Source organism: Variovorax sp. BGA-UO-ETr-C22 (assembly GCF_059567965.1).
Window position 1 is genome coordinate 518,021 of record NZ_JCAQPA010000010.1, and the last position, 24,939, is coordinate 542,959.

21 protein-coding genes are annotated in these 24,939 nt (G+C 67.6%); 14 read left to right on the forward strand and 7 right to left on the reverse strand.

Annotated features, from left to right (window positions below; all coding sequences use genetic code 11):
- Window positions 1–34: 34 nt before the first annotated feature.
- Window positions 35–1,627, reverse strand: coding sequence for a phospholipase D family protein (locus AC57B8_RS15825; protein ID WP_496480094.1), 1,593 nt, complete (start codon window positions 1,625–1,627; stop codon window positions 35–37).
- Window positions 1,628–1,801: 174 nt separating this feature from the next.
- On the opposite strand from AC57B8_RS15825, the gene AC57B8_RS15830 reads away from it, so the two are divergent.
- Genes AC57B8_RS15830 through AC57B8_RS15845 form a run of 4 tightly spaced genes read left to right on the forward strand, consistent with a single transcriptional unit; the run spans window position 1,802 to window position 7,489 of the window.
- Entirely contained in the window at window positions 1,802–3,898 is a 2,097-nt protein-coding gene (locus tag AC57B8_RS15830) for a TonB-dependent siderophore receptor (RefSeq protein ID WP_496480095.1), read from the forward strand.
- A gap of 30 nt (window positions 3,899–3,928) precedes the next feature.
- Window positions 3,929–5,116: a PepSY domain-containing protein gene (locus AC57B8_RS15835; protein ID WP_492728418.1), complete on the forward strand. Its 1,188-nt coding sequence runs from the start codon at window positions 3,929–3,931 to the stop codon at window positions 5,114–5,116.
- Window positions 5,113–5,325: a hypothetical protein gene (locus AC57B8_RS15840; RefSeq protein ID WP_070059960.1), complete on the forward strand. Its 213-nt coding sequence runs from the start codon at window positions 5,113–5,115 to the stop codon at window positions 5,323–5,325. The genes AC57B8_RS15835 and AC57B8_RS15840 overlap by 4 nt, the downstream gene beginning before the upstream one ends.
- A 37-nt stretch (window positions 5,326–5,362) precedes the next feature.
- Entirely contained in the window at window positions 5,363–7,489 is a 2,127-nt protein-coding gene (locus AC57B8_RS15845) for a TonB-dependent receptor domain-containing protein (protein ID WP_496480096.1), read from the forward strand.
- 75 nt (window positions 7,490–7,564) lie between these two features.
- On the opposite strand, the gene metK is transcribed toward AC57B8_RS15845, so the two are convergent.
- On the reverse strand, window positions 7,565–8,749 hold the full coding sequence (gene metK / locus AC57B8_RS15850; RefSeq protein WP_062471813.1) for a methionine adenosyltransferase: 1,185 nt from the start codon (window positions 8,747–8,749) through the stop codon (window positions 7,565–7,567).
- A gap of 232 nt (window positions 8,750–8,981) precedes the next feature.
- Here metK and AC57B8_RS15855 point away from each other — a divergent pair, with 232 nt between their 5' ends.
- Entirely contained in the window at window positions 8,982–9,881 is a 900-nt protein-coding gene (locus AC57B8_RS15855) for a lysophospholipid acyltransferase family protein (protein ID WP_095948316.1), read from the forward strand.
- Window positions 9,878–10,762, forward strand: coding sequence for an LpxL/LpxP family acyltransferase (locus AC57B8_RS15860; protein WP_496480097.1), 885 nt, complete (start codon window positions 9,878–9,880; stop codon window positions 10,760–10,762). Before AC57B8_RS15855 ends, AC57B8_RS15860 begins: the two co-directional genes overlap by 4 nt.
- Here the strand turns inward: AC57B8_RS15860 and AC57B8_RS15865 are convergent.
- Together AC57B8_RS15865 and yihA are read right to left on the reverse strand one after the other, a co-directional pair.
- A complete protein-coding gene (locus AC57B8_RS15865) occupies window positions 10,756–11,670 on the reverse strand; it encodes an alpha/beta fold hydrolase (protein WP_496480098.1) in 915 nt (304 codons plus the stop codon). The two genes, AC57B8_RS15860 and AC57B8_RS15865, sit on opposite strands and share 7 nt — an antisense overlap.
- Window positions 11,671–11,760: 90 nt before the next feature.
- Complete coding sequence (gene yihA / locus AC57B8_RS15870) at window positions 11,761–12,498, reverse strand: ribosome biogenesis GTP-binding protein YihA/YsxC (RefSeq protein ID WP_307584259.1); 738 nt, start codon at window positions 12,496–12,498, stop codon at window positions 11,761–11,763.
- Window positions 12,499–12,569: 71 nt separating this feature from the next.
- Between yihA and AC57B8_RS15875 the strand changes: the two genes are divergently transcribed.
- The 5 genes from AC57B8_RS15875 (at window position 12,570) to msrQ (ending at window position 18,674) form a co-directional block, all read left to right on the forward strand.
- Complete coding sequence (locus AC57B8_RS15875) at window positions 12,570–13,241, forward strand: c-type cytochrome (RefSeq protein WP_496480099.1); 672 nt, start codon at window positions 12,570–12,572, stop codon at window positions 13,239–13,241.
- A gap of 121 nt (window positions 13,242–13,362) precedes the next feature.
- The gene (locus tag AC57B8_RS15880; RefSeq protein ID WP_496480100.1) at window positions 13,363–15,543 is read left to right on the forward strand and encodes a cytochrome c biogenesis protein ResB; all 2,181 of its coding nucleotides are present in this window, start codon (window positions 13,363–13,365) and stop codon (window positions 15,541–15,543) included.
- A complete protein-coding gene (gene ccsB, locus AC57B8_RS15885; RefSeq protein WP_496480101.1) occupies window positions 15,540–16,859 on the forward strand; it encodes a c-type cytochrome biogenesis protein CcsB in 1,320 nt (439 codons plus the stop codon). The genes AC57B8_RS15880 and ccsB overlap by 4 nt, the downstream gene beginning before the upstream one ends.
- A gap of 116 nt (window positions 16,860–16,975) precedes the next feature.
- A complete protein-coding gene (gene msrP / locus AC57B8_RS15890) occupies window positions 16,976–17,989 on the forward strand; it encodes a protein-methionine-sulfoxide reductase catalytic subunit MsrP (protein ID WP_496480102.1) in 1,014 nt (337 codons plus the stop codon).
- A gap of 31 nt (window positions 17,990–18,020) precedes the next feature.
- Window positions 18,021–18,674: a protein-methionine-sulfoxide reductase heme-binding subunit MsrQ gene (gene msrQ / locus AC57B8_RS15895; RefSeq protein ID WP_447748621.1), complete on the forward strand. Its 654-nt coding sequence runs from the start codon at window positions 18,021–18,023 to the stop codon at window positions 18,672–18,674.
- Window positions 18,675–18,681: 7 nt separating this feature from the next.
- Here the strand turns inward: msrQ and lysA are convergent, their stop codons facing one another.
- Together lysA and lptM are read right to left on the reverse strand one after the other, a co-directional pair.
- Window positions 18,682–19,959, reverse strand: a complete 1,278-nt coding sequence (lysA, locus tag AC57B8_RS15900) for a diaminopimelate decarboxylase (protein ID WP_496480103.1) — start codon at window positions 19,957–19,959, stop codon at window positions 18,682–18,684.
- Window positions 19,956–20,207 (reverse strand): LPS translocon maturation chaperone LptM, encoded by a 252-nt coding sequence (gene lptM / locus AC57B8_RS15905; protein ID WP_062471782.1) that lies wholly within the window; start codon window positions 20,205–20,207, stop codon window positions 19,956–19,958. The genes lysA and lptM overlap by 4 nt, the downstream gene beginning before the upstream one ends.
- Window positions 20,208–20,219: 12 nt before the next feature.
- Here lptM and cyaY point away from each other — a divergent pair, with 12 nt between their 5' ends.
- Window positions 20,220–20,552, forward strand: coding sequence for an iron donor protein CyaY (cyaY, locus tag AC57B8_RS15910; RefSeq protein ID WP_062471779.1), 333 nt, complete (start codon window positions 20,220–20,222; stop codon window positions 20,550–20,552).
- A gap of 22 nt (window positions 20,553–20,574) precedes the next feature.
- Here cyaY and AC57B8_RS15915 read toward each other — a convergent pair whose 3' ends face one another.
- Complete coding sequence (locus tag AC57B8_RS15915) at window positions 20,575–22,986, reverse strand: penicillin-binding protein 1A (RefSeq protein ID WP_169805026.1); 2,412 nt, start codon at window positions 22,984–22,986, stop codon at window positions 20,575–20,577.
- 251 nt (window positions 22,987–23,237) lie between these two features.
- Here AC57B8_RS15915 and AC57B8_RS15920 point away from each other — a divergent pair, with 251 nt between their 5' ends.
- Together AC57B8_RS15920 and AC57B8_RS15925 are read left to right on the forward strand one after the other, a co-directional pair.
- Window positions 23,238–24,317 (forward strand): pilus assembly protein PilM, encoded by a 1,080-nt coding sequence (locus tag AC57B8_RS15920; RefSeq protein ID WP_062471776.1) that lies wholly within the window; start codon window positions 23,238–23,240, stop codon window positions 24,315–24,317.
- Window positions 24,314–24,934, forward strand: a complete 621-nt coding sequence (locus AC57B8_RS15925; RefSeq protein WP_070059948.1) for a PilN domain-containing protein — start codon at window positions 24,314–24,316, stop codon at window positions 24,932–24,934. Before AC57B8_RS15920 ends, AC57B8_RS15925 begins: the two co-directional genes overlap by 4 nt.
- Window positions 24,935–24,939 lie beyond the last annotated feature (5 nt).

Below are 24,939 nucleotides of genomic sequence, written 5' to 3' on the forward strand. Positions count from 1 at the left end.
GCAAGGATGCGACGCGGGGCCGCCCGCTCGCCGCTCACAGCTGGTCGGTCGGCACGAACCACGAGAACAGCAGCAGCTGTAGGCGCGTGAGCATGCTGGAGTCGGGCTCGCTGTCGAGCACCTCGTTGTGCACGTCGCCGGTGCCGATCCATTGCACGTTCTGGCCGTCGGGCTTGAGCACGACGCGGTACACGCCTTCCATGTCGTCCAGCTGGTAGGCGAAGAGCAGCGCCTGCGTCAGCTCGAAGCTGCGCACGCGCACGCCGAACTCGGTGTTCAGCAGGGCCGAGCGCGGGTCGAGGTTCATCGAGCCCAGCAGCACCCATTGGCGGTCGACCAGCGCCAGCTTGGCGTGCAGGCGACCGCGCGCCTTCTTGAGCAGGCTGCGGAACTGGCCGCTGCGCTTGAGCTGCTGCGTGCTCACCTCGTACAGGTTCACGCCCAGCTTGAGCATGTCGACGCGGTAGCGGTTGTAGTTGATGTTCACCAGCGGCTCGTCGCTGTCGGCCAGCGAGTTGGTGACCACGGTGATGCTCAGGCCGTGGTCGCGGCCCATGCGGATGCGCTCCATGCCCTCGTCGCCGGGAATGAAGTAGGGCGAGATCACCACCACGTTCGACTTCGCGGCGCCCAGCATCTCGTGGAAGCGCTGGGCCAGCGACTCCTGCGGGCGCGCCATCGTGCCCAGGGCCTTGTTCGGGCTGTCGGCGGTGGCGGCGGCCTCGGCGCGGATCCAGCGCGTCTCGCCGATGTTGTCCAGCTGCGCGCCCAGTGGCAGGTCGCCCAGCAGGTCGGTGGCGGCCAGCGGATCGGGCAGCGGCGCGAAGGCGGGCGAGGTCGCGGCGTCGAAGGCGGCCTTGAGCTCGTCGGGCGTGAGCGTGGTGCCGGCCATGCGCTGCAGCGGGTAGACCACGTCGCTGTTCCAGTAGGCGTCGAAGATCCCGGCCGACTGCGGCACCACAGGGCCGGCCAGCAGCAGCTCGAAGTCGATGAAGTTGGCGCTCTCGCTGCGCAGGAAGTACTCGTCCGCGAGGTTGCGCCCGCCGGCGATGGCCATGGCCCCGTCGGCGATGAACAGCTTGTTGTGCATGCGGTGGTTGAGCCGCCGGAAATCGCCGAAGAACTCCAGCCAGCGCAGCGACGAGTGATCGCGCGCGTTCACGAAAGGGTTGAACAGCCGAACCTGCGCGTTCGGCTCGGCGGCCAGCCCGAGCAGCAGGCGGTCCATGCCGGCGGTGTAGAAGTCGTCGAGCAGCAGCCGCACGCGCACGCCGCGCCGGGCGGCGTCGCGCAGTTCGCGCAGCAGCAGGCGGCCGGTCTTGTCGTTGCCGAGCTGGTAGGTCTGCACGTCGAGCGAGGCCCGGGCGCGGCGGATGAGCTCCAGCCGCGCATCGAGCGCGAACGAGGCCTCGATCAGCGGCCGCATGCTCGACAGGCCGTCGGGCGGCGAATCGAGGCTGGCGGCGGCATGGCCGAGCGGGGTGGCGGCCGAAGCGGGAATGGCGATCGAGGGCGGCCCATCGGGCAGGCGCGGCGGCAGGCCGGCGCAGCCGGTGAGCACCAGCACGACCAGCACCAGCGCCGGGCCGCGCAGCGCGGGAAACAACGAGGCGAGGAGCTTGAGCATGGGGCCTGTCAGCGCACGCAAGGGCGTGCGGGCGGCATCGTAGCCCGGCTCGCGACGGCGACCGCGGCGGTTTTGCAACGCTTCGCCCCCGTGTGCTGGAAAACCCGTGGACCGCGACTTTCTTGACAATAGAATGCGAATTGTTATCAATAGTGTTCAATGAGCAATAAAAACATGGCAAGAATGAGGGCGCGGCGCAGGGCCGCTTCGGTGCTGGTGGGCTGTCTGGCGATCTACGCGCAGCAGCACGTTCTGGCGCAAACGGGCGGCACGGGCTCGCTGCCCGAAGTGCGCGTCGATGCGAACGCCGAAGCCGAGACCGCCACCTCGCCCGTGATCGGCTACCGCGCGAAGAACGCCGTCACCGCCACCAAGACCGACACGCCGCTGTCGGAAACGCCGCAGTCCGTCACCGTGATCACGCGCGACCAGATGGTCGACCAGGGCGCCAACAACCTGCAGGACGCCCTCAATTACGCGGCGGGCGTGCGCTCCGACGCCTACGGCGTCGACTCGCGCACCGACTCGATCCGCGTGCGCGGCGCCTACCCCGACATCTACCTCGATGGCCTGCGCCAGGCCTACGGCTACTACACCAGCACCACGCGCACCGAGCCCTACACGCTGGAGCGTCTCGAAGTGCTGCGCGGCCCCTCGGGCATGCTGTTCGGCGCGGGCACCGCGGCGGGCGTGGTCAACATGGTCAGCAAGCGGCCGCTGCAGGAGGCCCAGCGCGAGGTGGGCGTGCAGTTCGGCAGCTTCGGCCGCAAGCAGGTGCAGGCCGACCTGACCGGCCCGCTGAACGCCGACGGCTCGCTGTCGTACCGACTGATCGCGCTGCAGCGCAAGTCCGACTCGCAGGTGGACAACGTGCCCGACGACCGCAGCGTGATCGCGCCCTCGCTCACCTGGCGGCCCAACGCGGCGACCTCGCTCACGTTGCAGGGGCTGTGGCAAAAAGACAAGAGCGGCAGCAGCTCGCAGTTCCTGCCGTGGGAAGGCACCTTGCTGCCGAACCCGAACGGCCGCGTACCGGCCAGCCGCTTCATCGGCGAGGCCGGCGACTACTACAACAGCGAGCGCCAGACCTTCGGCTGGCAGTTCGAGCACAAGTTCAACGACAGCTGGACCGTGCGCCAGAACTTCCGCTACGCGAAGAACGAGAACGACAACCGCTACCACTACGGCGGCGCGTTCAGCGGCTTCGACAGCTGGTCGACCGACCCGATCTTCAAGCGCGTGTTCCCCCGCTACTTCGACAGCCAGCTGACCCGCAACCGCACGCAGACGCTGGACAACCACGTCGAGGGCCACTTCCAGACCGGCGTGCTCAAGCACACGCTGCTCGTGGGCGCGGACTTCGCGCGCCAGCGCGAGAACGTCTGGGGCGGCACCACCGTCGACACCATCGACCTCTATGCGCCGGTGTACGGCCACGTGGACGAGCCCGAGCGTGTGGCGCGTCCGCGCACCCGCCAGCGCCAGACCGGCCTGTACCTGCAGGACCAGATCAAGCTCGACAACTGGATCTTCGTGGCCGGCCTGCGCCACGACCGCGCCGTGTCCAGCGCCGCCGGCAGCGACGAGCAAAAGAGCAGCGCCACCACCAAGCGCCTGGGCGTGATGTACGCCCATCCTTCGGGCTGGTCGCCGTACCTGAGCTACAGCGAGTCGTTCACGCCGCAGTCGCCGCGCGAAGGCCGCATCTTCTCGCCGCTGCGCGGCGAGCAGTGGGAAGTGGGCCTGAAGTACGAGCCGAAGAACCGCGCCATGGCCTTCAGCGCCGCCGTGTACGACCTGCGCGAGAAGAACCAGATCGTCGAAGAGCAGCCGAAGGTGTTCTCGCAACGCGGCCTCACCAAGACGAAGGGCGTGGAGCTGGAAGCCAAGGGCTCGGTGGGCGCCAACCTCGACCTGATCGCCCACTACAACTACACCGACGCCGACGCGCAGATCGAAGGCCTGCCCAAGCACCAGGCCAGCTTCTGGGCCAAGTACAGGTTCTCGGTGGCCGGCATGAGCGGCTTCTCGGCCGGCGCCGGCGTGCGCGTGATGAGTTCGTTCCGCGACACCCAGTTCGGCACCGGCCCGCGCATTCCCGGCGTGGCACTGGCCGACCTGGTGTTTGCTTACGATACGGCCCAGTGGCGCTATGCGCTCAACATCAACAACGTGACGGACAAGGTGTACTTCAGCACCTGCCTGTCGCGCGGTGACTGCTGGTACGGTGCGCGACGCAACATCGTGGCGAGCGCCACCTACCGCTTCTAGCCTTTTCCCCACCCAACGACGCACGACGACATGGACAGCCGAAAGATCAAGACCTGGGCCTGGGTGCACAAGTGGAGCAGCCTTGTCTGCACGGTGTTCATGCTGCTGCTGTGCATCACCGGCCTGCCGCTGATCTTCCACCACGAGATCGGCCACCTGCTGGGCACCGAGGTCGAGGCGCCGAAGATGCCGGCGAACACGCCGCGCATCAGCCTGGACAAGGTGGTCGAGATCGGCCGCGCCAAGCACCCCGACCGCGTGGTGCAGTTCGTCTCGCAGCCCGAGGACGACGACGGCCTGTGGTTCGTCACGCTCACGCCCACGCCCGAGCCCACCGAAGACTTCAAGTCGGTGGCGGTCGATGCGCGCACCGGCGTCGTGCTGGCGCAGCCGGAGTTCAGCCAGGGCTTCATGTACATCATGTTCAAGCTGCACGTCGACCTGTTCGCCGGGCTGCCGGGCAAGCTGTTCCTGGGCTTCATGGGGCTGCTGCTGCTGGTGGCCATCGTCTCGGGCGTGGTGCTGTATTCGCCGTTCATGCGCAAGCTCGACTTCGGTACCGTGCGGCGCGAGAAGCGCCCGCGCCTGAAGTGGCTCGACCTGCACAACCTGCTGGGCATCGTCACGCTGGTGTGGCTGTTCGTGGTGGGCTCGACCGGCATGATCAACACCTGGGCCGACCTGATCATCAAGTACTGGCAGTACGACCAGCTCAGCACGCTGCTCGCGCCCTACAAGAACGAGCCGGTGGTGCCGGTGGCCGAGCGCGGCTCGCTGCAGCGCTCGATGGAAGGCGCGATGCAGAAGGCGCCCGGCATGAAGCTGTCGTTCATCGCCTTCCCGGGCACCTCGTTCTCGAGCCCGCACCACACGACCTTCTTCCTGCGCGGCAACGAGCCCTTCACCTCGAAGCTGCTGCAGCCGGTGCTGGTCGACGCCAAGACGGCGGAGGTCACGGCGGCGCCGAAGATGCCGTGGTACCTCACGGGCCTGCTGGTGTCGCAGCCGCTGCACTTCGGCGACTACGGCGGCATGCCGATGCAGATCCTGTGGGCGCTGCTCGACATCGCGACCATCATCGTGCTGGGCAGCGGTCTGTACCTGTGGCTCAAGCGCGGCAACACCGTACCGGCCCGGACGACCACGACGACTGCGGCGCCCGCCACGGTATCGGGCCCGCAGCCCGACCCGGCACCGGCCATGAAGGTGCAGGCATGACGACGCACCACAAGGCACCGCACCAGTCCTTCTGGCGCATGTGGGGCTGGCCCATCGCGCTGGGCGTGATGACCACGGTCGGCCTCATCACCGCGCTGTTCAGCGACGGCGGCCTCGGCGACATGGTGGCCTGGGTGGGCCTGGGCATTCCGGTGCTCGTGTGCGCCTGGTACGGCTGGCGCCGGTCGCCGCGCACGGGTTCGCGCTAGGCGAAAGGGGCAGGGCACCGACGCAGAATCGGTGCCGATGAATGCCGCACTCTCCTACCCGCTTCGCCTGCTGATCCTGGGCGCTCCGCTGGCCGTGCACGGCCAGCAGCCCGCCACGTCGCCGGCTGGCACGCTGCGCGATGTCACCGTTTCGACGCCGCGCGGCACGCTGTCTCCGTTTCTCGTGCCCGGCTCGGTCGACCGCGTCGATGGCGACGAGATGCGCGACAGCCGGATGCAGGTCAACCTGTCCGAGAGCCTGGGCGCCGTGCCCGGCCTGCAGGTGCAGAACCGCATGAACTACGCGCAGGACCTGCAGCTGTCGGTGCGCGGCTTCGGCGCGCGCTCGACCTTCGGCGTGCGCGGCGTGCGCCTGTACGTCGACGGCATTCCGGCCACCTTGCCCGACGGGCAGGGGCAGACCTCGAACATCGACATCGGCTCGGTCGACCGCGTCGAAGTGCTGCGCGGGCCGTTCTCGGCGCTGTACGGCAATTCGTCGGGCGGCGTGGTGCAGGCGTTCACGGCCTCGGGGGAGGGCGCGCCGCGCCTGTCGTACTCGCTGGCGGGCGGCAGCTTCGGCAGCTGGCGCCAGTCGCTGCAACTCAGCGGTTCGCAGGGCGCGGTCGACTACCTGCTCGGCGCGAGCCACTTTCGCACCGACGGCTGGCGCGAGCAGAGCGCCGCGCGGCGCAACATCGCGAACGGTAAGCTGGGCATCGCGCTGGACAACGGCGACAAGCTCACGCTGGTGTTCAACAGCGTGCGCATCGAGGCGCAGGACCCGCTGGGCCTGACGGCCGAACAGGTCGCGCAGGCACCGCGCAAGGCGCCGCTCGCGCTGCAGTACGACACGCGCAAGACGGTCGAGCAGACGCAGGTCGGCCTGCGCTACGAGCGGCGCCTGAATGCCGAGCAGGCGCTGCAGTTCATGGTCTATGGCGGCGAACGCAAGACCGTGCAGTTCCAGTCGATCCCGCCATCGGCGCAGCAGAGCCCGCTGCATGCGGGCGGCGTGATCGACCTCACGCGCCAGTACGGCGGCGTCGACCTGCGCTGGACCGCCGCGCTGCAGCTGGCCGACCGGCCCTTCGACCTCGTGGCAGGCCTGGGCTACGACAGCCTGCGCGAGCGCCGCCGCGGCTACGAGAACTACCAGGGCCCGGTGGCCGCGCCCCTGCTGGGCGTGCAGGGGCGGCTGCGCCGCAACGAGCGCAACGAGGTCTGGAATCTCGATCCGTATGCGCAGGCCGCCTGGCGTTTCGCGGAGCGCTGGACGCTCGAGGCCGGCGTGCGCCGCAGCCGCGTGCACTTCGATTCGCACGACCTGTACATAGCCGGTGCCAACCGCAACGACAGCGGCAGCGCGAGCTACAGCAAGACCCTGCCCGTGGCCTCGCTGCGCTACCAGGCCACGCCCGATCTCGCGGTGTACGGCTCGGTCGGCCGGGGCTTCGAAACGCCGACGCTCAACGAACTGTCGTACCGCCCGGGCGGCGCGAGCGGGCTCAACTTCGGGCTGCGGCCGTCGGTGAACGACAGCCTCGAGGTGGGCGCGAAGGCCCGGCTGGGCGGCGGCCTGCTGACGGCGGCGCTGTTCCACACCCGCACGCGCGACGAGATCGTCACCGCCACCAACAGCGGCGGCCGCGCCACCTTCCAGAACGCGGGGCGCACGCGGCGCAACGGCTTCGAGCTGGGCTGGCAGCACGAAACGGCCGACCACTGGCGCACGCAGGTCGCCTACACCTGGCTGGACGCGACCTACCGCGATGCGTTCTGCTCGCCGTCGCCCTGCGCGGGTGGCAATGCCGTGAACGCGGGCAACCGCATCCCGGGCATCGCGCGGCAGTCGCTGTTCGCCTCGCTCGGCTGGGTGCCGCCCGAGGGCTGGCGCGCCGGTGTCGAGATGCGCGCGCTGAGCCGCATCCAGGCCAACGACCTGAACACCGCGAGCGCGCACGGCTACGCCGTGGCGGCGCTGTACGCCGGCTATCTGAAGAGGTGGGAGCGCTGGGACTTCAACGCCTTCGCGCGCGTCGACAACCTGTTCGACCGGCGCTATATGGGCTCGGTCATCGTCAACGAAGGCAATGCGCGCTTCTACGAGCCCGCGCCGGGGCGCAACTGGACGGTGGGTCTGAGCGGCGCGTACCGCTTCTGAGCGAACGCGCCATGAAAGGAAAAGGCCCGCCGCCCCGAGGGGACGGCGGGCCTTGAGGCCCGGTAGTCGCAGTGCTTACTTGAGGCCGGCCGCAGCGCGCAGTGCGGCCGCTTGCGTCGTGGCTTCCCAGGTGAACTCGGGCTCTTCGCGGCCGAAGTGGCCGTAGGCGGCGGTCTTCTGGTAGATCGGGCGCAGCAGGTCGAGCATCTGGATGATGCCCTTCGGGCGCAGGTCGAAGTGCTCGCGCACGAGTTCGGCGATCTTCTCGTCGGGGATCACGCCGGTGCCTTCGGTGTAGACCGTGATGTTCATCGGCTGCGCCACGCCGATGGCGTACGCCACCTGGATCTGGCACTGGCGCGCCAGGCCGGCGGCCACGATGTTCTTGGCCACGTAGCGCGCGGCGTAGGCGGCCGAGCGGTCGACCTTCGACGGGTCCTTGCCCGAGAACGCGCCGCCGCCGTGCGGGCAGGCGCCGCCGTAGGTGTCGACGATGATCTTGCGGCCGGTGAGGCCGCAATCGCCCTGCGGGCCGCCGATGACGAAGCGGCCGGTCGGGTTGATCAGGTAGCGCGTGTTCTGCAGCCATTCCTTGGGCAGCACGGGCTTGATGATCTCTTCGATGATGGCTTCGTTGAACGAGGCCTTCATCTTGGTCGGCGTTTCGCTCTGGTCGGGGCTGTGCTGCGTGGAGAGCACCACGGTGTCGATGCTGTGGGGCTTGCCGTCCACGTAGCGCATCGTGACCTGGCTCTTGGCGTCGGGACGCAGGAAGGGCAGGCGGCCGTCCTTGCGCAGCTGGGCCTGGCGCTCCACGAGGCGGTGCGCGTAGTAGATCGGCGCGGGCATCAGCTCGGGCGTCTCGTCGCAGGCGTAGCCGAACATCAGGCCCTGGTCGCCGGCGCCGGTGTTCAGGTGGTCGTCCGAGGCGTGGTCCACGCCCTGGGCGATGTCGTTGGACTGCTTGTCGTAGCAGACCATCACGGCGCAACCCTTGTAGTCGATGCCGTACTCGGTGTTGTCGTAGCCGATGCGCTTGATGGTGTCGCGCGCGACCTGGATGTAGTCGACGTGCGCGTTGGTCGTGATCTCGCCGGCAAGCACCACGAGGCCGGTGTTGGTCAGCGTTTCGGCGGCGACGCGGCTGCGGGGGTCTTGTTCGAAGATCGCGTCGAGGATCGCGTCCGAGATCTGGTCCGCGACCTTGTCGGGATGGCCCTCGGAGACCGATTCGGAGGTAAAGAGAAAGTCGTTCGCCACTGTGGTCACTCCTTGAAGTTCAATTGGCGCGTTGCCAACTCTGCGGAGCCCTGGCGAACGCTTTAGCAGATGTCGATGAATCGACGGGACACAATCGCATTCGCGCTTGTGGGTGTCGCCCTGCAAGTTGTTCCGTAACTCGGCGACAATTTGCATTCTATTCGAGCCGCGCAATACCATGCGCGCGCGTCCGCCTTTTGACCCTCCCTGACTCTCTCCCCCTCCCCGTTCAATGATCACCCTGTTCCGCCTGCTTGCCCGCGTGCCGATGCCGTTGATGCATCGGCTCGGCGCCTTGCTGGGATGGCTGGTCTGGTGGTGCGCGCCGGATTACCGCCGCCGCTTCAAGGCCAACGCCGAGAGCGCCGGCTTCTCGCCCGCGCAGTACCGTCCCGCCATCGCCGCCGCCGGCCACATGGCGTCCGAGCTGCCCTGGCTGTGGCTGCGCCCGCAGGGCGAGAGCGTGCTGACGCGCGTGGTGCGCTGGGAAGGCGTCGAGGCCTTCGAGGCCGCGATGCGCGCGAAAAAGGGCGTGATCCTCGTGGCGCCGCACCTGGGCAGCTGGGAGATGTGCGGCCAGGCCATCGGCGAGCGCTTTCTCGCGGACTTCGGGCCGATCACCGCGCTGTTCCGTCCGGCGCGCAAGAAATGGATGGCCGACCTGATCGCCGCGGGCTCGCGCGACCGGCCCGGCCTGCAGACCCTGCCGACCAACAACACCGGCGTGCGCGGCCTGATCCGCACGCTGCGCAGCGGCGGCTACACCGGCATCCTGCCCGATCAGGTGCCGCCGCTGGGGCAGGGCGTGTGGGCGCCTTTCCTCGGCCGCCCCGCCTACACCATGACCCTGCTTCCCCGTTTGGCCCAACAGACCGGCGCCGCCTGCTTCCTCAGCGTGTGCGAGCGCCTGCCGCGCGGCGCGGGCTACGTGATCCGCTTCGAGCCGATCGTCGGCACTGCGCTCACCGACCCCGAGGCCTCCATCGAGGACGCCGCCGCCGCCATGAACGACGGCATCGGCCGCCTGATCCACAGCCTGCCCGGCCAGTACGTGTGGGACTACGCACGCTACAAGGAGCCGCGCGGCGAACCCGCCGTGGTGGCCAACGCCGCAGGAGGGGCTGCGCCATGAGCCTGAGCTCCCGACTCGGTATCGGCTTCATGCGGGTGCTGGCCCCGCTGCCCCTGCCGCTCGTGCGCGGTTTCAGCAGGGTCCTCGGCCGCCTGCTGCACACCATCGCCGTGCCGCGGCGGCGCGTGGTCGACCGGAACCTGGCCCTGTGCTTCCCCGGGAAATCGGAGGCCGAGCGCCGCGCCATCGCACGCGAGACCTTCGTCTTCGTCGCGCAGTCGTGGCTGGACCGCAGCTGGCTCTGGCATGCGCCCGAAAAGGTGGTGAAGAGCCGGCTGAAGATCGTCGGTTCTGCCTCGGAGATCCGCGAGATCGCCGAGGGCGACGCGCCGATGATCCTGTTCGCGCCGCACTTCTACGGCCTGGACGCCGCGGCCACCGCGCTCACCATGCACACGGCGCGCCCGTCGGCCACGATCTACACGACCCAGCGCGACCCGATGGTCGACGCCTGGATCCGCGAAGGCCGCACGCGCTTCGGCGACGTGGCGGCGCTCAACCGGGTGGACGGCATCAAGCCCATCCTCTCGGGGCTGCGCAAGGGCGGTTTGCTGTACCTGCTGCCCGATATGGACTTCGGGCGCGACCAGACCATCTTCGTGCCCTTCTACGGCGTGCAGGCGGCCACCGTGCCCTCGCTCTCGCGCTTCGCGCGGCTGGGCAAGGCCAAGGTGGTGCCGGTGGTGGCCAAGCTCACGCCCGGTGGCTACGAGATCCAGGTGCTGCCGGCGTGGCAGAACTTCCCGACCGACGACGTCGAGGCCGACACGGCGCTCATGAACGAGCGCCTGCAGGGCTACATCGACACGATGCCGTCCCAGTACTACTGGGTGCATCGGCGCTTCAAGACCCGCCCCGAGGGCGAGCCTCCCATTTACTGAGCGCGCTGGAGGAAGCCCTCGATCTCGCGCGCGACCAGCTGCGGCTGCTCGTGCACGATCCAGTGGGTGGCGTTCGGCACCTTCTTGACCTCGAGCTTCGGCACGTACTCTTCCAGCCCTTCGAGCAGGCCTGGCAGCAGCGCCGCGTCGTCGAGCGCCCAGAACACGAAGGTCGGCATGGTCACCGTGAGGCGTTCGCGCGGCAGCACCGGAATGCTGTCGATGGACTGGCCCGGCAGCGGCGGCTTCATCGGCGTCACGCGGTACAGGTTGCAGGCGCCCGTGAGGCCCGCGCTCCAGACTTCGCGGTACTGCTGCTTCACTTCCTCGGTGAGCCAGCCGAAACCGTCCGGGCCAGCCTTCATCAGCAGGAAGAAGGGCCACATGCGCTTGAAGTCGTCGGCCGCGAGCAGGGCTTCGGCGTCGGGGCGCGCCAGGAAGTGCATGTAGGCGCTGGCCTGCTGCTGCGCCGGGTTGTTGCGTAGCTCGCGCGTGAACGTGCCCGGGTGCGGCGAATTGATGATGACCAGCTTGCCGACCTGCTGCGGGAAGGCGTTGGCGTAGCCCCAGGCGAAGGCGCCGCCCCAGTCGTGAGCCACCAGCGCGGCCATGGTGCCGTCGGCGCTCTCGGTGGCCACGAGCTGCTGGATGTCCTGGATCAGCAGGTGGGCCTTGTAGTCGGCCACTTCCGTGGGCGCGCTGGACTTCTCGAAGCCGCGCAGGTTCGGCGCCACGCAGCGGTAGCCGCCGTGGGCCGGGTCCGAGAAGTAGGCGAGCAGTTCGTCCCAGATGAACGCGGCTTCGGGAAAGCCGTGCAGGAACACCATCAGCGGCTGGCCCGGCTTGCCGGCGGCGCGGCAACTCAGGGTGGTGCCGTTGGGCAGGCTGCGTTGGAAGGTCTCGATCATGCTTCGTGTCTCCTTGGGTTGACTGTCGCTATTGTTTTGATAGTGAACTTCGCAGGCGAGGCGCTCGATGCAGCCGGTTCCTCTAGCGCATCAGGCGTCGTCGGCCGGTGGCGGCGCGGGCGCTGGCGCGGCGTCGTCGGGGTGCACCCAGCGCCACAGCAGTTCGGCCGCTTCGCCGACCCCTTGCTTCTTCAGGGCCGAGAACAGTTTGACCTCGCCGCCGCCGGCGTTCAGTCGCGTAATCGACAGCACCTTGGCGGCTTCGGTGCGGGTGAGCTTGTCGGACTTGGTCAGCAGCACCAGGAATTTCAGGCCTTGCTCGACGCGCGGACGGATCACGTCGAGCAGGATCTCGTCGAGCTCGGTCATGCCGTGGCGCGGATCGCACATCAGGACAACCCCGCGCAGACTTTCGCGCGTCATGAGGTAGTTGCCCATCACGCGCTGCCAGCGCAGCTTGGCTTCCTTCGGCACGGCCGCGTAACCGTAGCCGGGCAGGTCGGCCAGCACGGCGTCGTCGACCTTCTGCTTGCCGATGCCGAACAGGTTGATGTGCTGCGTGCGGCCGGGCGTCTTCGAGGCGAAGGCCAGGCGCGTCTGCTGCGTCAGGGTGTTGATGGCGGTCGATTTGCCGGCGTTCGAACGGCCGACGAAGGCGATCTCGGGCAGGTCGACCGGGGGCAGGTGCTCGAGTTGCGGAGCGCTGGTCAGGAAGTGGGCGGTGTGCAGCCAGCCGAGGGCCACGCGCTCGCGTTCAGCGACCTGCGGGTCCACGGCAGGGGCCGCGCGGGGAGGATAAGCGGCGGACTTGGCGCGCGGGGAGGTCATCAATGGGCTTTCGGAACGGGGCGCCATTGTAGAATCGCGGGGTTTTGCGCCATAAATTCGAAGCCCCCGATATGAAGTTGTTTGCCAATATTCTGCTTGCAGCCCTCATGGGCGTCGCAGCCAGCGCGAGTTTTGCAGTCGATGAGCATGCAGCTGCCCCCGCAGCGGCAGCCGCCAAGCCGGCCAAGCCCGATCCCGCCAAGGGCGACACGCTGTTCAATGCGACGCCGGCCAACAGCCAAAGCTGCGCTTCGTGCCACAACGCGGACGGCAACTCGGCCATCGCAGCCAACCCCAAGCTGGCGCAACAACACCCCGAATACATCCTCAAGCAGCTGCAGGACTTCAAGTCCGGCAAGCGCAAGAGCGCCATCATGAAGCCGCTGGCGTCGGCGCTGTCCGAAGAAGACATGCGCAACATCGCCTGGTTCGTCGGCTCCAAGAAGATCAAGCCGGGCTTCTCGAAGGAGAAGGACACGGTCGCCCTCGGCGAGAAGATCTACCGCGGCGGCATCGGCGATCGCCAGATCCCGGCCTGCGCCGGCTGCCACAGCCCGAACGGTGCCGGCCTCCCGGCCCAGTACCCGCGCCTGGGCGGCCAGCACGCCGACTACACCGTGACCCAGCTCGTGGCCTTCCGCGACAACGTCCGCCTGAACAGCTCGCCCATGAACGGCGTGGCCGCCAAGCTCAACGACCGCGAAATCAAGGCTGTCGCCGACTACATCGCCGGCCTGCGCTGATTTCCGCCGTCGCGCTGTCCAGCGTGAACTAACCGCCGATAAAAATCCCAAACAAAGGGCGGGCCGATCCAGGAGGATGGCCCGCCCTTTTGTTTTTTTCCTCTTTCCTGGTTCCCTCCCGATGACCGTTTCCACCCATGGCCTTCGCGTGCATCGCGGCCCGCAGCTGCTTCGCGCCGCGGTGGAACTGCTGTCGTCGATGCGCTTCGCGATCGCGCTGCTCACGGTCATCTGCATCGCCTCGATCATCGGCACCGTGCTCAAGCAGCATGAGCCGATCAACAACTACATCAACCAGTTCGGGCCCTTCTGGGCCGAGCTGTTCCGCACGGCACGGCTCGACTCGGTCTACAGCGCCTGGTGGTTCCTGCTGATCCTGCTGTTCCTGGTGATCAGCACGTCGCTGTGCGTCGCGCGCAACACGCCGCGCATCCTGATCGACCTGCGCACCTTCAAGGAAGACATCCGCGCCCAGAGCCTCAAGGCCTTCGGTCAGCGCGCCGAGAACCGGCTGGCGGAAACGCCCGACATGGCGGCCAACCGCATCGGCCAGCTGCTGGTGAGCGGCGGCTGGAAGGTCAAGCTGCAGCAGCGCAACGCCAGCGCCGACGGCAAGGCCTCGGCCGGCTGGATGGTCGCGGCGCGCGCCGGCGGTGCCCACAAGCTGGGCTACATCGCGGCCCACAGCGCCATCGTGCTGGTCTGCATCGGCGGCCTGCTCGACGGCGACCTGGTGGTGCGCGCCCAGACCTGGTTCAACGGCAAGAGCGTGTTCACGGGCGGCGGCATGATCGCCGACGTGGCGCCCGAGCACCGCCTGTCGGCCGCCAACCCGACCTTCCGCGGCAACATCCTCGTGCCCGAAGGCGGGCGGGGCAACGTGGCCATCCTGAACCAGGCCGATGGCGTGCTGCTGCAGGAGCTGCCGTTCACCATCGAGCTGAAGAAGTTCATCGTCGACTACTACTCGACCGGCATGCCCAAGCTGTTCGCCAGCGAGGTGGTGCTGCACGACCGCGAGAGCGGTGAGCAGGTGCCGGCGCGCATCGAGGTGAACCACCCGGCCAGCTACAAGGGCGTGGAGATCTACCAGTCGAGCTTCGACGACGGCGGCTCCACGGTGAAGCTCAAGGCGGTGCCGATGGCGGCGGCGGCCAAGCCCTTCGAGGTCGAGGGCATCATCGGCGGCCCGAGCACCGAGATCACCAACGGCACCGACAAGCTCACGCTCGAGTACGCCGCGCTGCGCGTGATCAACGTCGAGAACTTCGCCGACGGCGGTGCGATGGGCAGCGGTGCCGACGTGCGCAAGGTCGACCTGCGCCACGGCATCGAGTCGCGCCTGGGCGCCGCCAACAAGACCAACAAGCCCAAGGTGCTGCGCAACATCGGCCCCAGCATCGGCTACAAGCTGCGTGACGCGGCCGGCCAGGCGCGCGAGTACCAGAACTACATGGTGCCGGTCGACGCCGGCGACGGCCAGCCGGTGTTCCTGCTGGGCATGCGCGAGAAGCCCGAGGAGCCGTTCCGCTACCTGCGCGTGCCGGCCGACGAGCAGGGCTCGATGGACGGCTTCGTGCGCATGCGCACCGCGCTGGGCGACGCTGCCACGCGCGAGCGCGCCATCCAGCGCTACATCGCCAAGGCGACCGACCCGAAGCGCCCCGAAATGGCCGAGCAGCTGCGCGTGTCGGCCGCCCGTGCGCTGGCGCTGTTCTCGGGCGCCGAGCGCGCCAAGGCCGACGCCGCGTCGCAGGGCGGCTGGCAGGCGATTGCCGAATTCATGGAAGCCAACGTGCCCGAGGCCGAGCGCGAGCGCGCCGGCACGGTGCTGGTGCGCATCCTCAACGACGTGCTGTTCGAGGTGCTCAACTTGAGCCGCGAGGGCGCCGGCCTGGCCGCACTGCCGAACGACGAAAAATCGCAGGGCTACCTGACGCAGGCCGTGCTGGCCCTGAGCGACGCGCACTTCTACCCGGCGCCGGTCGCGATGATGATGACCGACTTCACCCAGGTGCAGGCCAGCGTGTTCCAGGTGGCACGCGCCCCTGGCAAGAACATCGTCTATCTGGGGTGTCTGTTGCTGATCGTCGGTATTTTTGCCATGCTGTACGTGCGCGAGCGCCGCCTGTGGGTGTGGCTGACACCCGGCGGCGGCGCCTCTGGAGACAACGACGGCCGCGAAACGGTCGCCACGATGGCGTTCTCGGTCAACCGCAAGACCCTGGACAGCGATCGCGAATTCGAGCACCTGAAGCACAGGTTGCTCGCCCTGAAGAAAGAAGAACCGGCGTCACCATGAACACCACGACCCTCACGCTCCACGAAAGCTGGCTCTCCCGCCGCAACCTGTTCGACTGGGTGTTCGCGGCGCTGGTGCTGGCCGGCGGCGCGTTCGCCTTCATGCGCCACGCCGGCTCGATGGACAGCTACGAAAAGCCGATCCTCGTGGCCGCGCTGATTTCGGTCATCGGCATCTGCTGGTTCTGGCGCCCGTTGCGGGTACTCGCGCTGGTGGTGGCCGCGGCCTCGCTGCTGGCCATCAGCTCCTACCAGGGCGACCTGGCGCGCGCCGATTCGGTGTTCTGGCTCAAGTATTTCCTGTCGAGCCAGTCGGCCATCCTTTGGATGAGCGTGCTGTTCTTCATGAGCACGCTGTTCTACTGGATCGGCTTCGCCGCCGGCAAGCAACAGGCCGACACCTTCGACCTGATCGGCTCCCGCCTGGCCTGGGCGGCCGTGACCATGGCGCTGATCGGCACCATGGTGCGCTGGTACGAAAGCCACCAGCTCGGCCCGGACATCGGCCACATCCCGGTGAGCAACCTGTACGAAGTGTTCGTGCTGTTCTGCTGGCTGACGGCGGCGTTCTACCTGTACTTCGAAGAGCGCTACAACACGCGCGCACTGGGCGCCTTCGTGATGCTGGTGGTCAGCGCGGCGGTCGGCTTCCTGCTCTGGTACACGATCGTGCGCGAGGCGCACGAGATCCAGCCGCTGGTGCCCGCGCTGCAGAGCTGGTGGATGAAGCTGCACGTGCCCGCCAACTTCATCGGCTACGGCACCTTCGCGCTCGCGGCCATGGTGGCCTTCGCCTACCTCATCAAGGAACAGGCGAGCGAGACCCGCTGGTACAAGCTCACGCCGATCTGGCTGCTGGGCGTGGCGCTGTGCTTCGTGCCGGTGGCCTTCCGCCAGCGCGTGCAGGAAGCCGGCGGCAGCTACTGGGTGATCTACGCGGGCATCTCGGCGCTGATCGCCGCGGGCATCCTGCTGGGCCGCAAGCGCATCGCGGCGCGCCTGCCGGCCAACGAGGTGCTCGACGACGTCATGTACAAGTCGATCACCGTCGGCTTTGCCTTCTTCACCATCGCGACCGTGCTCGGCGCCCTGTGGGCGGCCGATGCCTGGGGCGGCTACTGGAGCTGGGACCCGAAGGAAACCTGGGCGCTGATCGTCTGGCTCAACTACGCGGCCTGGCTGCACATGCGCCTCGTGAAGGGCCTGCGTGGCACCGTGGCCGCCTGGTGGGCGCTGGCCGGCCTGGCCGTGACCACCTTCGCCTTCCTGGGCGTGAACATGTTCCTGAGCGGGCTGCACAGCTACGGCACGCTGTAGGCGCAGGCCTAGCGCCTTTTGCGAAGAATTGAAACCACGCGCCGCCATGGCGCGTAACCAAACCGGGGCATGTCACGAACTACCCTGAGCACAACGATTCACGCGAAAGGCCTGCCATGTCGTTCCCTTCCCGTTCGCACCGTCGCGACACCCACGGTTTCAACCATCCGCTGTCGAGCGAGATCACGCCGCGCGCGGCCTACGAAGGCCGGCGCGACCTGCTCAAGCTGATGGCCGGCGGTGCCGCGGGTGCGGCGCTCGCCACCTTCGCCGGGCGCGAGGCCTTCGCCCAGGCGGCCGGCCCGCACAAGCTGGCCCTGCTGCCGGGCGCCCGATCGGCCGTGCCGGGTGCGCAGACCATGGAAAAGCTCACCGACTACAAGGACGCGAGCAGCTACAACAACTACTACGAGTTCGGCGTCGACAAGGGTGATCCGGTGAAGAACGCCGGCACGCTCAAGACGCGGCCGTGGACCGTGGAGGTCGAAGGCCTGGTCAAGAAGCCGGGCAAGTACGGCATCGAAGACCTGCTCAAGCTCAGCGCGCAGGAAGAGCGCATCTACCGCCTGCGCTGCGTCGAGGGCTGGTCGATGGTGATCCCGTGGGTGGGCTATTCGCTGGCCGAGCTCATCAAGAAGGTCGAGCCGCAGGGCAACGCCAAGTTCGTCGAGTTCGTGACGCTGGCCGACCCGAAGACCATGCCCTTCGTCGGCTCGCGCGTGCTCGACTGGCCCTACACCGAGGGCCTGCGCATGGACGAGGCGATGCATCCGCTCACGCTGCTGGCCTTCGGCATGTACGGCGAGGTGCTGCCCAACCAGAACGGCGCGCCGGTGCGGCTCGTGGTGCCATGGAAGTACGGTTTCAAGTCCGCCAAGTCGATCGTCAAGATCCGCTTCGTCGAGAAGGAGCCGAGCACCGCCTGGAACAAGGCGGCGGCGCAGGAGTACGGCTTCTATTCGAACGTGAATCCGAACGTCGACCACCCGCGCTGGAGCCAGGCGACCGAGCGCCGCATCGGCGACGGCGGCGGCCTGTTCGCAAAGCGGCGCAAGACCGAGATGTTCAATGGCTACGAGGCGCAGGTCGGTCAGCTCTACGCCGGCATGGACCTGAAGAAGAACTACTGAGCGGGTGCGCCCGCCCGGTCGTTGCGCCATGCTGAACAAGCTGCTCATGCACCCGGCGACCAAGCCGGTCGTCTTCCTGCTGTGCCTGCTGCCGTTCGCGCGGCTGGCCTTCGGTGCCTTCACCGACGGGCTGGGCGCGAACCCGGCCGAGTTCCTGATCCGCGCGACGGGCGACTGGACCCTGCGCTTCCTGTGCATCGTGCTGGCGGTGACGCCGCTGCGCGTGATCGCCAAGCTCAACGCGCTGGCGCGGCTGCGCCGCATGCTGGGCCTGTTCGCGTACTTCTACGTGGTGCTGCACCTCCTGTGTTACAGCTGGTTCGACATGGGTTTCGAGTGGGGCGAAATCGCCAAGGACATCGCCAAGCGGCCGTTCATCCTGGTGGGGTTCTCGGCCTTCGTGCTGCTGACGCCGCTGGCGGCCACGTCGTTCAACCGCGCGATCAAGGCCCTGGGCGCCAAGCGCTGGCAGCTGCTGCACAAGCTGGTCTACGTGATCGCGGGGCTCGGGCTGCTGCACTTCTTCTGGATGCGCGCGGGCAAGAACAACTTCGCCGAAGTGTTCGTCTATGCCGCGATCATCGGGGTGCTGCTGGCGTGGCGCGTCTGGAATTTCGCGCGCAAGCGCCAGGCCAGGCCCGCAGTGGCCGTGCGCGGCAGCGAGAAGCCGCTGCGCACCGGCTGAGACCGGATCAGCCGTCGATCTCGGCGCGCAACTGGTCTTCCATCGTCTCGCGGCGACGGATCAGCTTCGTTGTGGCGCCGCTCACCAGCACCTCGGCGGCGCGGCCGCGCGTGTTGTAATTGCTCGCCATGCTCATGCAGTACGCACCCGCCGACAGCACGGCCAGCAGGTCGCCGGCCACCACGTTGAGCGCACGGTCGCGGCCGATCCAGTCGCCGCTTTCGCAGACCGGGCCCACCACGTCGTAGGTCGGCGCGTCGCCGGCGCGCGCGCGCAGCGGCACGATCTTCTGGAAGGCCTGGTACATCGCGGGGCGCGGAAGGTCGTTCATGGCCGCGTCGACGATGCAGAAGTTCTTGTCTTCGCCGGGTTTCGTGTAGAGCACCTCGGTCACGCACACGCCGGCATTGCCGACCAGCGAACGGCCGGGTTCGATCACCAGCTTGCGCTGGCCGAAGCCGCGCGCGTCGAGCTTGGCGAGCAGCTGCTGCCACAGTGCATCGGCCTTGGGCGGCACTTCGCCGTTGTAGTCGATGCCCAGGCCGCCGCCGAAGTCCAGGTGATGGATCGGCACGCCGGCCGCCTCGATGGCTTCCACCAGGTCGAGCACGCGGTCGCAGGCGTCCAGGTAGGGCGAGGCTTCGGTGATCTGCGAGCCGATGTGGCAGTCGATGCCGACCACCTCGAGGCCCGGCAGCCGGGCGGCGTGCTGGTAGGCCTGCACCGCACGGTCGTGCGCGATGCCGAACTTGTTGCCCTTGAGGCCCGTGGAAATGTAGGGGTGTGTCTTCGGGTCGACGTTCGGATTGATGCGGATGCTGATCGGCGCGCGCACCTTCTCGGCGAGCGCCACCTCGTTGAGCACGTCGAGCTCGGCTTCGCTCTCGACGTTGAAGCAGGCGATGCCGGCCGCCAGGGCCTGGCGCATCTCGGCGCGCGTCTTGCCGACGCCCGAGAAGATGATCTTCTTGGGATCGGCGCCCACTGCCAGCACGCGCGACAGTTCGCCGCCCGAGACGATGTCGAAACCGCAGCCGGCTTCGGCGAATACGCGCAGCACGCCGAGCGAGGAGTTGGCCTTCATGGCGTAGCAGATCAGTGCCTCGCGGCCCTCGAAGCCGCGCTGGTAGGCGGCCAGGGCGTCGAGCATCCACTGCTTCGAATAGACGAACAGCGGCGTGCCGTGCGCGCGCGCCAGCGCGTCGAGCGTGACGCCCTCGACGTGCAGGGCGCCGTCGCGGTGGGCGATGTGGGGGTGGCCGGGCAGGGGGGTGTTCGTCGTCATTTCTGGGGGGAGGCGGGGGCGCTGCTGGCTGCGGCGGGCTTGGGGGCCGCTTCGTTGTCGGAGGCTTTGGAGCCGCCGGGGGTGAGCAATTGGGGCAAGGTGGCGCGCTGGGCGGCCGCCGGATCGGTCGGCAGATAGAGCGCGCCGCGCTGTCCGCACGCCGCAAGGCCGGCCGCGCTGGCGGCAAGGCAGACCATGAGCGCGGTGCGGGCGCGAGCGCTCACTAGAATTTGGCGAACATTCAACATGCTGAAATTGTAATGACCGACACCGAGTACATGGACCGCGCCGAGGCGGCGCTTGCTGCCATCGAGCAGGGCTGCGACCGCATCAACGACGCGACCGACGCCGACATCGACAACCAGCGGGTCGGCGGGATGATCACGATGTCGTTTCGCAACGGCAGCCAGCTGATCGTGAACCTGCAGAAGCCGCTGCAGGAAATCTGGCTGGCGGCACGCTCCGGCGGCTACCACTACCGGCACGACGGCCGGGTGTGGGTGGACACCAAGACCGGGGAAGAATTCTTCGGCAACCTGTCGCGCGAGGCGACCCTGCAGGCGGGGCAGCCGCTGGTGTTCGCGGCGGCCTGAGCCGCCGCTCTGTCTTTCTCGATCAGTTCCTGAACAGGTCGAGGATGCGGTTGCGCTCCTCGGGTGGCGCAGGCGCGCTGATCGCCGGGCCGCTCAGGGCTTCGGCGGGGGCCACCGGCGCGGAAGATTCCACGCCCAGGCTCGACACGCCGCGGCCCGGCGCGTAGTCGTCGTAGTACCACTCGCCGCCGACGCTCACGATGCCCGAAGGCGGCGTGGTCGACAGGTCGGTCACGGGCACGCCCTTGAGGGCAGTTTCCATGTAGTTGATCCAGATCGGCAGGCTCAGGCCGCCGCCGGTTTCGCGGTCGCCCAGGTTGCGCGGCGTGTCGTAGCCGATCCACGAGATCGCCGTCATGGTGGGCTGGAAGCCCGCGAACCAGGCGTCGAGCGAGTCGTTGGTGGTGCCGGTCTTGCCGTAGAGGTCGGGGCGCTTGAGCATCGCCTGCGCCTTTGCGGCCGTACCGGCGCGCGTGATGGACTGCAGCAGCGTGTCCATGATGAAGGCGTTGCGCTGCGGGATGGCGCGCGACGCTTCGTTGAGCAGTGGCGGCTGGACGTCGACCAGCACGCGGTCCTTGTGGTCGGTGACGCGGGTCACGAGGTACGGATTCACGCGGTAGCCGCCGTTGGCGAACACCGAATAGCCCACCGCCATCTGCATCGGCGTGACGGCACCGGCACCGAGCGCCATCGGGAGGTAGGCGGGGTGCTTGTCCTTGTCGAAGCCGAAGTTGGTGATCCAGTCTTGCGCGTAGCGCGTGCCGATGGATTGCAGGATGCGGATCGACACGAGGTTGCGCGACTTCATCAGCGCCGTGCGCATCGACATCGGACCGTCGAAGCCGCCGCCGTAGTTCTTGGGCTCCCAGGGCTGGCCGCCGGTGGTGCCGGCGTCGAAGAACAGCGGGCCGTCGTTGATGACGGTGGCGGGGGTGAAGCCCTTTTCGAGCGCCGCCGAGTAGATGAAGGGCTTGAAGCTCGAGCCCGGCTGGCGCCACGCTTGCGTGACGTGGTTGAACTTGTTCTTGCCGAAGTCGAAACCGCCGACCAGTGCCTTGATGGCGCCGTCGCGCGGGTCCATGGCCACGAACGCGCCTTCCACCTCGGGCAGCTGGGTGATTTCCCAGGTGTTCTTGGGCGTCTTGGCGACACGAATCACGGCGCCGCGGCGGATCTTGATGTTGGGCGGTGCCTTGTCCGACAGGCCGGACTGCGCGGGCTTGAGGCCGTCGCCCGTGATCTGCACGGCGTCGCCGTTGGCGCGGATGGCCTGGATTTCCTTGGGCGTTGCCTTGAGCACCACGGCCGCCATGACGTCGCCGTTGTCGGGGTGGTCGTTCAGCACGTCGTCCACCGCCTCGTCGAGCTCCTTGGGGTCGTTCGGCAGGTCGATGAACTTCTCGGGGCCGCGGTACACCTGACGGCGCTCGTAATCCATGATGCCCTTGCGCAGCGCCTTGTAGGCCGCGGCCTGGTCGGCCGCGACCAGCGAGGTGTAGACCTTGAGGCCGCGCGTGTAGGTGCTGTCGCCGTACTGGGCGTACATCAGCTGGCGCACGGTTTCGGCCACGTACTCGGCGTGCAGGCGGTTCGGGTCGGCGGCGTCGCGCAGGTGCAGCTCTTCCTTCTTGGCCTCGGCCGCCTGCTCGGCGGTGATGAAGCCGGCTTCCTGCATGCGATCGATCACGTAGAACTGGCGCCCGCGTGCGCGCTGCGGGTTGTTGACCGGGTTGTTCGCGCCGGGTGCCTTCGGCAGGCCGGCCAGCATGGCGGCCTGGGCGATCGTCATCTCGGACAGCGGCTTGCCGAAATAGGCTTCGGAAGCGGCGGCGAAGCCGTAGGCGCGGTTGCCCAGGTAGATCTGGTTCAGGTAGATCTCGAAGATCTGGTCCTTCGTGAGCAGATGCTCCAGCTTGAAGGTCAACAGCACCTCGTAGATCTTGCGGGTCAGCGTCTTCTCGGAGCTCAGGTAGACGTTGCGGGCCACCTGCATCGTGATGGTGGAGGCGCCCTGGCTCTTCACGCGGTTCAGGTTGGCGAGGCCGGCGCGGACCAGCCCCTTGTAGTCGACGCCGCCGTGGTCATAGAAGCGGGCGTCTTCGGCGGCCAGGACGGCGTCCTTCACGACCTTGGGGATCGCCGCGATGGGGGTGAGGTTGCGTCGCTCTTCCCCGAACTCGCCGATCTGCGTGCCCTCGGCCGAGAACACGCGCAGCGGCAGCTTGGGGCGGTAGTCGGAGAGTTCCGAGATGTCCGGCAGGTTGGGATAGGCCACTGCCAGGGCCACGGCCACCACGCACAGGATGGAAAGCAGGCCCGCCGCAGCGATGCCCGCCCCCCAGAACACGAAACGCAACAGCCATTTCAGCCAGAAGGGGCGTTCGGGTGGAGGAGTCTTGGCGCGCCCTTTCGGGCTGGAAGTTTCTTGCATGGGGGCCCGGAGAGTCACCGGACATTATAAAAAGCCGCCCCCTCGGCGCCTCCGGATCTTTGTTACCTCGCGCATTCCCTCTCCAGGGGCTAAGCAGAAAGTTACAGAATGCGGCTTTGACGTCACGTTTTGACAACGGTTGTCGGTTCCGGGCTTTCTGCACGCTTGGTGGGCGCTGTGCCTGCTGCTAGCATGCAACCGAACGCATATTTTTCCATTGGTTACAAATAACAGGGGGAGAGGGACCTAACTTGGCTGCTCTTGGATCATTGTTTCGTCGTCAGAACGCCCCCCTGCTGGGACTGGACGTCAGTTCGTCCAGCGTGAAGCTGGTGGAGCTCGGCCGTGAGGCCAGCGGCAAGCTGGTCCTGGAGCGCTGCGCCATCGAGCCGCTCGAACGCGGCTGGATCACCGACGGCAACGTCGAAAAATTCGACGAAGTCGCCGAAGCCGTGCGCCGCGTCGTGCGCAAGAGCGGCACCAAGACCCGCAACGTGGCGCTGGCGCTGCCGCCCTCGGCGGTCATCACCAAGAAGATCATTCTCCCGGGCGGGATGAGCGAGCAGGAGCTCGAGATCCAGGTCGAATCCGAAGCCAACCAGTACATCCCGTTCTCGCTCGATGAGGTGAGCCTCGACTTCTGCGTGACAGGACCGAGCACGACCTCCGTCGGTGACGTGGAAGTGCTGATCGCCGCCTCCCGCAAGGAGAAGGTGCAGGACCGCGAAGGCCTGGCGGAAGCCGCGGGCCTGAAGGCCATGATCCTCGACGTCGAGTCGTATGCCTCGCGCCTCGCAACCGCACGCCTGATCGAGCAGCTGCCGGGCAAGGGCGTGGACGCCATCGTGGCGCTGTTCGAAGTCGGCGCCTTCACGACCAGCATGCAGGTGCTGCGCAACCAGGAAGTGCTGTACGACCGCGACCAGGCCTTCGGCGGTGCTCAATTGAGCCAGCTGATCGTGCGCCAGTACGGTTTTTCCGCCGAGGAAGCCGAAGCCAAGAAGCGCAGCGGCGACCTGCCCGACGACTACGGCTCGGGCGTGCTCAAGCCCTTCGTCGAAAGCATCGCGCAGGAAATCGCGCGGGCGCTGCAGTTCTTCTTCACCAGCACGCCGCACAACCGTGTGGACTACGTGCTGCTGGCGGGCGGATCGTCGTCGCTGCCGGGGCTGACCAATGCCGTGACCCGCCAGACCTCTTTTGCCTGCTCGCTCGTGAATCCGTTCGACGGCATGGACTTCGGCCCCAGCATCCGCGAGAAGAAGGTCCGCCGCGAAGCGCCTTCCTATCTGACCTCCTGCGGCCTGGCCATGCGGAGGTTCCTGCAGTGATCCTGATCAATCTGCTTCCACACCGCGAAGCTGCGCGCAAGCGCCGCCGCGAGGCTTTCTACGGCACCCTGGGTGGTGCCGCGCTGCTGGGCGCCCTGATCGCCGGCCTCGGTTACCTGTGGTTCGAGGCCCAGATTTCGGCTCAGCAATCGAAGAACGGTTTCCTTCAGGCCGAGATCAAGAAGCTCGAAGTCGAGATCAAGGAAATCTCGACACTGCAGGAGGAAATCGCAGCCTTGCGCGCGCGCCAGCTGGCTGTGGAAGACCTGCAAGGCGACCGCAATCTGCCCGTGCACCTGCTCAACGAACTCGTCCGGCAACTGCCCGACGGCGTCTACCTCACCAGCATGAAGCAGGAGAACCAGACCGTGACCCTGCAAGGCATGGCGCAGTCGAACGAGCGCGTGTCGGAACTGCTGCGCAACCTCGGCAACAACAGCCCCTGGCTGGTGAAGCCCGAGCTGGTCGAAATCACCTCGGCCAACGTGAACCTGAGCCAGCGCGACCAGCGCCGCGTGGCGAACTTCACGATGCGCATCGGCCTCAAGCGGCCCACCGACGCGCAGAAGGCGGAGGCCGAGAAGGCCCTGGCCGCCAAGGCGCAGGCGAAGGGGTAATCGAT

Coding starts and splice junctions, on each gene's coding strand:
- ccsB (WP_496480101.1), top strand. CDS start 15,540: ATGAACACCACGACCCTCACGCTCCACGAAAGCTGGCTCTCCCGCCGC.
- yihA (WP_307584259.1), bottom strand. CDS start 12,498: ATGACCTCCCCGCGCGCCAAGTCCGCCGCTTATCCTCCCCGCGCGGCC.
- AC57B8_RS15835 (WP_492728418.1), top strand. CDS start 3,929: ATGGACAGCCGAAAGATCAAGACCTGGGCCTGGGTGCACAAGTGGAGC.
- AC57B8_RS15855 (WP_095948316.1), top strand. CDS start 8,982: ATGATCACCCTGTTCCGCCTGCTTGCCCGCGTGCCGATGCCGTTGATG.
- AC57B8_RS15915 (WP_169805026.1), bottom strand. CDS start 22,986: ATGCAAGAAACTTCCAGCCCGAAAGGGCGCGCCAAGACTCCTCCACCC.
- AC57B8_RS15830 (WP_496480095.1), top strand. CDS start 1,802: ATGGCAAGAATGAGGGCGCGGCGCAGGGCCGCTTCGGTGCTGGTGGGC.
- AC57B8_RS15845 (WP_496480096.1), top strand. CDS start 5,363: ATGAATGCCGCACTCTCCTACCCGCTTCGCCTGCTGATCCTGGGCGCT.
- lysA (WP_496480103.1), bottom strand. CDS start 19,959: ATGACGACGAACACCCCCCTGCCCGGCCACCCCCACATCGCCCACCGC.
- AC57B8_RS15840 (WP_070059960.1), top strand. CDS start 5,113: ATGACGACGCACCACAAGGCACCGCACCAGTCCTTCTGGCGCATGTGG.
- AC57B8_RS15880 (WP_496480100.1), top strand. CDS start 13,363: ATGACCGTTTCCACCCATGGCCTTCGCGTGCATCGCGGCCCGCAGCTG.
- cyaY (WP_062471779.1), top strand. CDS start 20,220: ATGACCGACACCGAGTACATGGACCGCGCCGAGGCGGCGCTTGCTGCC.
- AC57B8_RS15825 (WP_496480094.1), bottom strand. CDS start 1,627: ATGCTCAAGCTCCTCGCCTCGTTGTTTCCCGCGCTGCGCGGCCCGGCG.
- lptM (WP_062471782.1), bottom strand. CDS start 20,207: ATGTTGAATGTTCGCCAAATTCTAGTGAGCGCTCGCGCCCGCACCGCG.
- msrP (WP_496480102.1), top strand. CDS start 16,976: ATGTCGTTCCCTTCCCGTTCGCACCGTCGCGACACCCACGGTTTCAAC.
- AC57B8_RS15860 (WP_496480097.1), top strand. CDS start 9,878: ATGAGCCTGAGCTCCCGACTCGGTATCGGCTTCATGCGGGTGCTGGCC.
- AC57B8_RS15865 (WP_496480098.1), bottom strand. CDS start 11,670: ATGATCGAGACCTTCCAACGCAGCCTGCCCAACGGCACCACCCTGAGT.
- AC57B8_RS15875 (WP_496480099.1), top strand. CDS start 12,570: ATGAAGTTGTTTGCCAATATTCTGCTTGCAGCCCTCATGGGCGTCGCA.